This is a genomic window from Paenibacillus sp. KS1, assembly GCF_001680695.1.
Classification (GTDB): Bacteria; Bacillota; Bacilli; order Paenibacillales; family Paenibacillaceae; genus Paenibacillus_B; species Paenibacillus_B suaedae.
Genome location: NZ_MAIS01000129.1, coordinates 1 through 10,389, shown reverse-complemented (window position 1 = coordinate 10,389; position 10,389 = coordinate 1). Strand labels below are relative to the sequence as shown.

The 10,389-nt window shown below is 50.4% G+C and carries 1 protein-coding gene; it reads left to right on the top strand.

Annotation, left to right across the window (positions count from 1 at the left end; translation table 11 throughout):
• Positions 1-725: 725 nt before the first annotated feature.
• Positions 726-10,389: non-ribosomal peptide synthetase (locus BBG47_RS25890; protein ID WP_139070775.1), on the top strand; the 9,664-nt coding region annotated here is incomplete at its 3' end.

Genomic DNA, 10,389 nt, shown 5'->3' with positions numbered 1-10,389 from the left:
TTGAGCTGTAAGAAAGGTCAACTTTCTTGCGGCTCTTTTTATTTGAGTATTTTGCATTAATCTGAGCCCTTGATACGGAAGGATTTTCAGTCATAAAAAAGGGATTTCACCCCAACTTGGCGAAGTTTTTCGGTGATTGAACCAAAAATACCCAAGAATGGAGGAAAAAACCTCGTATATCCAAGAAAGTCTATTTTCTTTTGAAGATCTGCAAAAAATGCATACAAATGATTGGTTGCTTATCATTTTTAGCGTTTTGGATCTTCGTCCTTACGTGAAAGAGCTGAGAAGCAGTTCACCCCGAGGGGCTGACGGTCACTCTATTGTTATAAATAATAAGAAAGATGGGGAAGGAGATGTATTCACCAGTACCGCTTTCGAAAAGTGAAAAATATTAGCAACTACTATTTAGTAGATGAGAACTTTAAGGAAAACGAGAGCCCAAGAAGACTAGTATCGCTTAAACAATAAAACATACGAAACCATGATCGATACCAAATAAGGATACTCCTTTGTATTTAATAAAACCTCAAACAATTTCTTTCTTACAACCAGAACCGTTACAATTCACATTAAAACAGACAGACATAGAATTATTCATTTCATTAGCAAGGAATAAGTTGAATTTGCAGGAAGTTGAAAGCCACTTTGTTACATTTACCCCACAGCAGAAAGCATGACCAATACCGGCATTCCAAGGATTCCAAAGAGAAGGAAGGGTATTTATGTCAATGAGCAAAGCCAATCTGCAACTGCAACAAAATGAGAAAGTTTATTACGAGCTTACAGAAGCTCAGCGTCGAATTTGGTACATGGAGCTTTTGAATCCGCACACGACAGTTGCCACGCTTAATAGTTTGCTTACTATCAAGGGCTCGATACAAGAGGATAAAATCGTAGAGGTGCTGCAAAGCCTTGCTCTCCGTCATGACGCTCTGCGTATGCGATTGCAGCAGAGAGAAGGTGAGGAGCCACTAAGCTATATTGTTCCTTTTACACCAATTGACATCGATATTGTGAATTTATGCGATAGAGAACCAGAGGCATGGGAAGAAGAAGTCGAGTTTTTGTCATGCCAACCGTTTCCACTTTTTGACTCCCCTTTATATAAATTTACGCTGTTTTGGACTGGTGAATCGGAAGCCAGGCTGTTCTTGAGCATTCATCATATTATTGCCGACGGCTATTCGCTCAACTTGTTGGGTAATGAATTCGTTGAGGGCTATCATGCTTTGCTTTGCAATAGAGAGCTTCCTCAAGAAGCGGCGCCTGCTTGCACGGCTCTGCTCCGTAACGAGGAGGAATATCTACAATCTTCCCGGTTTCAGAAAGATAAGGCATTTTGGGAGGGCGAGTTCTGTACGCTTCCTTCCATCACACGGCTTGGCACTTCCGAAAACGCTGTCCAGACGGCCGGAAGCTCGGCAACTTATGCCCATTATGAAATTCCGGTATCTGAATGCAACGACATCCGTACGTTCTGCGAATCACAGCATGTTTCCCCATTTAACTTATTCGTATCTGCCCTTTGCCTGTATATGTCGCGGATTTGCGGAGAAGAAGAAGTTGTGCTTGGAACGATGTACGCCAACCGGACATCTCGAGAACAGAAGTTGATGGTTGCGATGCTCGTCAGCACGACGCCTTTTCGTATGCGCATTGACGCTTCCTGGTCGTTCGCGGAATTTGTTAAACAAGTAAAGAACAAGCAGAGCGAACTGATTCGGCATCAAAAGTACCCGTTTAACCGGATTGTCCCGGACCTTCGCAACCGTTTCGGTTTTACGGAGGCATTGCTGCCCGTGTTCTTCAATTATCACCCGATGGAGTGGGGCACGCTGCCTGACGATGCGCCTTTTCAATACGAGACGCTGCCTCTGGGAAATGGGCACCAGGATAACGAATTGACGGTACACATCCGCGAACATGTAGGAACCGGAGAGATGGCCATTCAAATCGATTATTTGACAGATTTGTATGCGCGCCAAGACATCGATTGTTTGTTCCAAAGATTGCTGCATGTAATCCGGGAAGCGATGTCGAACCCCATGCAGTCGGTAGGGCGACTGGAAATTCTGCCCCCTGAAGAACAGAAGAATATACTCCACAATTACAGCTTGGGACAACGAACCGAGCAACCACTTGACCGTTCTGTGCACGAAATGTTTGAGACCCATGCAGCAAATACGCCGGATCAAATCGCTGTTGCGGAACCGGGCGGATTGTCATTGACCTATGGACAATTGAATGAGCAAGCGAACAGGCTAGCTCGGACGCTTCGTCGCTTGGGCATAGGGAGTGGGGAGCCTGTGGCCATTCTAGGGGAACGTTCTCCGCTTATCGTAACTGCCGTTCTTGCCGTATTAAAGGCAGGCGGCGCTTTCGTTCCGTTGGACAACTCATTGCCAGCCGAGCGCCTGGCTTATATGGTAAGGGATTGCGAAGCAAAAGTACTGCTTACTGCCGACGATGACATGATGACCGTGCCTGATGGCTGCCAAGTCGTAGATTTGAGGCTTGCGTCAAGCTATGACGCCGATCCGACCAATTTACTCCACGGTTGTTCACCTGAGCGACTTGCGTATGTTATCTACACCTCCGGAACAACGGGAAGGCCCAAGGGGGTTATGATCGAGCATCGCAGTTGGGTTTCAACCGCATGGTCATGGCATCATGAATACAGGCTCGGAGATATGGAAGTACGACTGCTGCAAATGGCCAGCTTTTCTTTTGATGTATTTGCCGGCGATTTGGCCAGAGCATGGCTGAGCGGAGGACAGCTCGTTATATGTTCGAACGAAACTCGTCTCAGCATGCCTCGTCTCCATGGGGTCATCGTCGAACAAGGCATTACACTGCTGGAATCAACGCCGCCATTGCTTGTACCGCTCATGGATTATATCTACGAGAATGGTTTAAGTACGGGACACTTACGTTTGTTAATTATGGGCTCAGACCGCTTTGCGGCGAAAGATTATCAGAGGGTATACGATCGTTTCGGCTCTATCATGCGCATTCTCAACAGTTATGGGGTGACGGAAGCTTGCATTGATGCTTCCTATTACGAGACAATGAATGGAAGTATACTGCCTCAAGAAGGAGGCGTACCGATTGGCAGACCGCTCCCGCACGCCAACCTGTATGTGCTTGGTCAGGGCGGGACATTGCAACCCGTTGGCGTGCCGGGGGAACTATGCATCGGAGGAGCCGGGGTAGCTCGGGGTTACCTGAACAGGCCGGAATTGACGGCAGAGCGATTCGCTCAAGATCCGTTTGTGATGGATGGACGCATGTATCGCACTGGAGATCGCGCTTACTGGCTTCCGGACGGGAATTTGCAATTTCTTGGTCGTCTTGATGACCAACTCAGTATACGGGGCTATCGGGTAGAGCCGGGCGAAATTGAATCATGCCTCATACAAAACGTATCTATCCGTGAGGCGGTTGTTGCTGTTATGCCAGATCGCCAAAGTGAGCAGGTACTTTGCGCGTATTACACGGGCGAGAGGGAGCTTGAGACAGATGAGCTGCGAGGATTCTTGTCCTCGATGCTGCCGGACTATATGATTCCTGTCGCTTATATGAAGCTGGATCAGCTTCCTTTGACGACAAACGGTAAGGTGGATCGCAGAGCCTTGCCTGCGTTGGATGAAAGAATTTCCTCCAAACCATACCTGCTCCCGGTGACGGATGCTGAGCAACGGATGGCAAAGCTTTGGCAGGAAGTGCTGGATCACGAGCAGATCGGACTCCTAGATAATTTCTTTGAACTTGGAGGTCATTCGCTGAAAGCAATGACGCTGTTGACGCGCATTCATGAGGAGTTCAAGATCGAACTCGGTTTACGGGACATCTTTCAGGCGTCAGTGCTAAAAGACTTAACCGAGGTGGTCGGCTCGGCGGCGACACGTAATTACGAGTCGCTTGAATCCGCACCTGAGCAGCTCTATTACCCGCTATCGTCCGCTCAGAAGCGGTTATTTATGTTGCAGCAATTGGATGTAACAGGACTAAGCTACAATATGCCGGCCGCCTTTCTTATGGAAGGGACGCTGGACAAGGAACGATTGGAAGCGGCGTTCCATTCGCTTATTGCCCGGCACGATGTTTTGCGTACTTCATTTGCTATTGCAGATGGGGAGCCTATTCAGCGCGTGCAGCAGCAAGTTGATTTCTTTATCGCGGTAGAGACAGCAGAGGACGGGGAAGAAGATGCGCGTATTCAGGCGTTCATTCAGCCGTTCGACCTGGACGCGGCACCACTGCTGCGGGCAAAAGTCGTACATCTCGGGGATCAACGGAATCTGCTCTTATTTGACATGCATCATATCATCTCGGACGGCATTTCTGTGCAAATATTGACGGAAGAGCTGGCTGCGGCCTATGCCGGTGAAACGATGGAACCGCTAAAGCTGCAATATAAAGACTATGCTGTATGGCAGCAAGCTTGTAGACATACGGAAGATTATGCCAAGGAGGAGGCCTATTGGCTGTCGCAGTTTGCCGAGGAGGTACCGGCTCTCCAACTGCCGACCGACAATCCGCGGCCTGCTGTGCGCAGCTTTATAGGCGGCCGGGTAGACGCCGAACTGGACGGCGAGCTTGTGATGGCTGTGCGCGAGTTGGCTCGCAAGAGCGACGCCACCGTGTACATGGTACTGCTAGCCGCATACAGCGCATTTCTGTCGCGTATAGCCGGACAAGACGAGATCGTCGTCGGCACGCCGGTGGCGGGACGTCAGCTTGCAGGTTTGTCAGGCATGTTAGGGATGTTTGTAAATACCTTGGCGCTCCGCATGTACCCGGAAGGAGAAAAAACGTTTGCCGCCTATCTCCGTGAAGTGAAGCAGACGGCGTTATCTGCGTTCGAGCATGAGAAATATCCGTTTGAGGAACTGGTTCAGCGAATGGTTCAGGAGCGCGATCTTAGCCGCAATCCACTATTCGACGCAATGCTCGTTCTGCAGCAGGGGGATAATGAAGAGCTGAAACTGGAAAATGTCAATCTGACTTTGTATCCGTTGGATTACACGGCAGCCAAGTTCGATCTGACGCTCACGGTAACCGAGCGAGAGGACAGCTTCTTAGTGACTTGGGAATACGATTCTTCTTTGTTTACGCAACATACAATTGAACGCTGGAGTGGCTGCTTTCAAGAGCTTCTCCTTCAGGCCGTTCATTTCCAGGACGTCAAACTTGGCGCTTATGACTTGGTTACCGCCCAAGATAAAGAACATTTGCTTGAGCGGTTTGCCGGTAGAGAAGAAACGTATGATCCAGCATCATCTGTGCTAACGCTGTTCGAGCAGCAAGCGGCGCTAACTCCCGACCTCCCGGCGATTATTGGGGAAGAGGGGGAACTGAGCTACCGGCAACTAAACGAATGGGCGGAGCAGCTAGGCGCCGAACTTCGTAAGCGCGGTGTAGGAACGGATACGATTGCCGCTGTCATGACTCACCGTTCGTTAGAAATGGCGGCAGGTATAATTGGGGTCTTGAAAGCAGGAGGAGCCTACCTCCCGATTGATCCGGAATTTCCTACGGATCGGATCCGCTTTATGCTGGAGGACAGCCGCCCTCAAGCGCTGCTTACGTTCGACAAGTATAAGCCGCTTATTGCCGAGCTTCGTCAAGATGTTTCTGTTCTTTATTTTGAAGACAATCCGCTGCAGGAAGTTTCCGTGAAAGGGCAGGGACGCTCGATCGATCCGAAGCACTCGGCCTACGTCATCTACACATCGGGCACAACAGGAAGGTCGAAAGGCGTTCTTATCGAACACGGGAGCTTTGCGAACACCATACAGTGGAAAAAGCGCCACTACCAGTTTGGTCCGAGCGACAGGGCGTTGATGCTGAATCCTTTTATATTCGATTCGTTTGTGACTCACTTCTTTGCGCCTATCGTCTCAGGGGCAGCCGTTGTTATCCTGAGCGATCAGAACAGCAAGGATGCTTCAGCCATTCGCGAAGCTATCGTCCATCATCAAATCACCCATTTGCAGAGCCCGCCGAGCTTCTACTCCGCCATGCTGGAACACATGAACCGCGAGGATTGGCGCTCGGTGCGCAGTGCGGTAGTAGCAGGCGAGGCCGTAGGCATGCCTTTAATTCGCCGTTTGAAAGCAATGAATCCTGAAATGCAATTGATGAACGAATACGGCCCAACCGAAAATACGGTCGTAACGACTGCTGTGGAATTAACGGAAGAGACTGCTGTATCCATCGGACGCCCTATTCCCAATACTCGTGTCTATATTGTCAATGCACAGGGAAGGCTGTCTCCATTCGGCGTACCGGGAGAGCTCTGCATTGCCGGTCTTGGTTTGGCGAGAGGGTATGTGAACCAGCCGGAATTGACCGCAGCGAGGTTTGTTTCCGATCCTTTCGTACATGGAGAGCGTATGTATCGAACCGGCGACTGGGCCCGGTGGCTGCCAGATGGAACGTTGGAGTACTTGGGACGCATTGATCATCAAGTGAAAATCCGCGGAAATCGGGTCGAACTGGGAGATATTGAGGCACATCTGATATCGCTCCCTGGGATAAGCGAGGCAGTTGTGACTGTGATCGAGGGCTCGGAGGGGAGCGCCAGTCTATGCGCTTATTTTGTCGCGGATCGGGACTACGCGGTGAAGGAACTGAGACAACGGCTTGGTGTTGCCTTGCCTTCTTACATGATACCGTCTTATTTTGTTCCCATGCTGCAAATGCCTCTGACTGTCAACGGAAAATTGGATCGCCGCGCCCTGCCGCATCCTGAGGGCAGCAGCCTGGCCGTGAGCGGAAGTTATTTGGCTCCAAGATCCGATGCGGAACAAAAAATGGTCGAATTGTGGCAAGATGTGCTTGACGTTCGCCCGATCGGAGTGCGGGATGATTTCTTTGAACGAGGCGGCCACTCGCTAAAAGCGACGGTCCTCGTTTCCCGCATGCAAAAAGAGCTTCAGGCTGATGTTACGCTCCGGGATCTGTTTCAATATCCCACTGTTGAAGCGTTGACGGAGGCACTCGCTTCCAGATCGGTTAAAGCAATCGATTCGCTGGAGCCGGCGGCGCCGATGGATTATTATCCGCTGACATCGGCTCAAAGAAGGATGTACGTGCTGCAGCAACTGGAAGGCGTAGACGTCAGTTACAACATGCCGGCCGTTCTCCGGATGGAAGGCAGTCTGGCCCCCTCGCGATTCGAGTCGGCCCTGCAACAGATCATTCTGCGTCATGACGCTCTGCGAACATCTTTTACATTCATCGACAATCAGCCTATGCAGAAAGTGCACGAGCATGTGCAGGCGTCCGTCGTTTACCGGGTAGCGGAAGAACAGCAGCTTGACGCAAGAATAGCGGAGTTTGTACGTCCATTCGATCTGGAGCAAGCGCCTTTGCTGCGTGTCGAGGTTATAAGTGCGGGAAAACATCTGCATTACTTGCTGCTTGATATGCACCATATTATCTCCGATGGCGTATCCATCAGCATTTTTGTAGAAGAATTTGCGAAACTGTACGCCAGACATCAACTAGAACCCCTTCGATTGCAATACAAAGATTATGCCGTATGGCAGCAGCAATACGCTCATAGTGCAGCTTATCGGAAGAATGAGGACTACTGGATGCAGCAACTAGGGGGCGAGCTGCCTGTGCTGCAAATCCCGACCGATTACTCACGCCCGATGCTGCGCAGTTTTGCCGGAGAACGTGTTGATTTTCATCTTGACAAGGCATTGTCGGAGTCCGTGCAAAGGTTGGCGCTGAATGAAGGGGCGACCGTGTACATGGTATTGCTGGCGGCATACAGCATGTTTTTGTCGCGATTGTCCAGCCAAAACGAGATTATCATCGGCTCCCCGGTAGCTGGGCGGCCGCATGCAGATTTGTCGTCCATGATGGGGATGTTTGTAAATACACTGCCATTGCGTACGTTTCCTTCGGGGCAAAAGAAATTTTTGCATTTTATACAAGAAATCAAACAAACGACGATGGATGCCTTAGAGCATGGAGATTACCCGCTGGAAGACTTGGTCGATCAAATTGTCAGAGAGCGGGATATGGGTCGAAATCCGTTATTCGATGCTGTATTTGTGCTGCAAAATACCGATTCGTTGCCAATTGTGCTTCCTGACTTGAGCGTGGACACGTATTCGTTCGTAGATACAACGGCGAAGTTTGACCTTACGCTTCAGGTTAACGAGCACCCGGATGGCTATCGCTGCTCTATGGAGTTTTCTACGGCTTTGTTTGCTCGCGAAAGGGTAGAGCGTTGGTGCCGTTACTTCACAGTCATGCTGCATGATGTGATTACGGCCCCGGATACGCTGCTTGCTGAAGCAAGATTGCTTAATCAAGAAGAGCAGCTTGAACAGCTTATGACTTATAGCGGATTACCTGTTTCTCCGATGCCGGATGTCTCGATTACGGATCGGTTTGCAGAGGTCGCTCGCAATTATCCGCAACGATTGGCGGTTGTATGCGGTGAACGTCACCTTACCTACGAAGCGCTGCAGCATCAGTCGGGCATTCTGGCCGGCAAGCTTCTTAGAGAAGGACTGCCGCTTCATGCGGCTGTCGGAATTTTAGCTGATCGGTCCATTGAATTTATTGTAGCTGTCATGGGAGTTTTGAAGGCGGGTGGCGCCTATGTGCCGCTGGATCCTGAAGCTCCAGAGGATCGTCATCTGTATATTTTGGACGATTGCGGAGCGGAATTTTTGCTGGTTGCCGGCAATTTGCACCCGCCGGAATCGTATGAGGGGGCAGTCATCAGCCTTGACGCCGATTGGCTTTTACATGAGGATCTGGTGGCAAAAGGGCAATCGCGTACGGTAGGCGCCGATGATCCCGCTTATATCATGTACACCTCCGGCACAACGGGAAGGCCGAAAGGCGTGCTGGTCACACACGGCAATGTGGTCAACCTGGTGACAGGCGGCGGATATGTACCGTTTCATGACGGACATCGCTTCGCACAGACAGGTTCGGTCAGCTTCGATGCGGCGACATTTGAAATGTTCGGAGCTATTCTTCATGGCAGTCAACTATACCCTGTGGAGAAAGAAGTACTGCTGAACGCTAGCCGTTTGGGACAGTTTATCGCAACCAACAGCATTACGGTTATGTTTTTGACGACATCTCTTTTTCATCATTTGGCTGATATGGATGACAAACTTTTTGCCGGAATTCAGCATTTGATCATGGGGGGAGAAGTGCTTCTGCCGAAGCATGTTCGGGCCGTTCAGCAAGCATGCCCATCCATTACGATATGGAACGGATATGGGCCTACGGAGAATACGACGTTTTCAACTGCGTTCAAGGTCAGCGATGCGGGCAGCATGACAAGTATCCCAATCGGCCGGCCGATTGGCGGAACGACAGCCTATGTGCTGGGCGACGGCGGACAGGTTCTTCCTGTTGGCGTGCCGGGAGAATTGCATCTCGGTGGCGCTGGAGTAGCCAAAGGCTACTGGAATCATCTTGAGCTTACGCATGAGAAATTCAAACCCGATCCTTTCAACGAAGGCAAAACGATGTATGCAACAGGGGATCTGGCTCGCTGGCTGCCAGATGGCAATCTTGAATATATGGGACGGATCGATCAGCAGGTCAAAATTCGAGGATACCGGATTGAACCGGGCGAAATTGAAGCCCGTCTGCTGCTGAATGCCGATATTCGGCAAGCGTCTGTCGTTATTCGAAAAGATAAGCCTGGAAACGAAGTGCTTTGCGCTTATTATGTCAGCGATAGTGCGTTAGATCTTTCCGCATTAAGACATGAAATGAGCCTGGCACTGCCTGCTTATATGGTACCTGAGCATTACATCCGCCTTGCAGAGCTGCCGCTTACTAAAAACGGAAAACTGGATCGTTCGGCATTGCCTGTATCTGCCTATGAAACGGCAGCCGTTGCGCCGTACATGGCCCCTCGTACACGGACGGAGGCTCAGCTAGCCGCAATTTGGGAAGATGTGCTGCAAATTTCGCAAGTAGGAGTAAGCAGCAGCTTCTTTGAATTGGGAGGCCACTCGCTAAAGGCGATGACGTTGGCATCGCGTATCCATCAAGCGTTGCATGTACAAGTCTCGATTCGTGACATTTTCCGCTTTGCAACCATTGAAGCGTTGGCTCCGCTTGTCGAGCGGCAATCGAAGGATCTGTTTAAGGGATTGCAGCCGGCCGAGCCATGCGATTATTATCCGCTGTCATCCGCACAAAGAAGGCTGTTCGTGCTGCAGCAGCTTGAAGGCGCGGAACTAAGCTATAACATGCCTGCAGCCTTGTTGTTCCATGGACGCGTGGACTTTGTCCGATTGGAACAGGCTTTCAGGGAGCTGCTCGCCCGCCACGAGGTGCTGCGAACCGGGTTTGATGTGGTGGACGGCGAGCCTGTTCAACGAATTA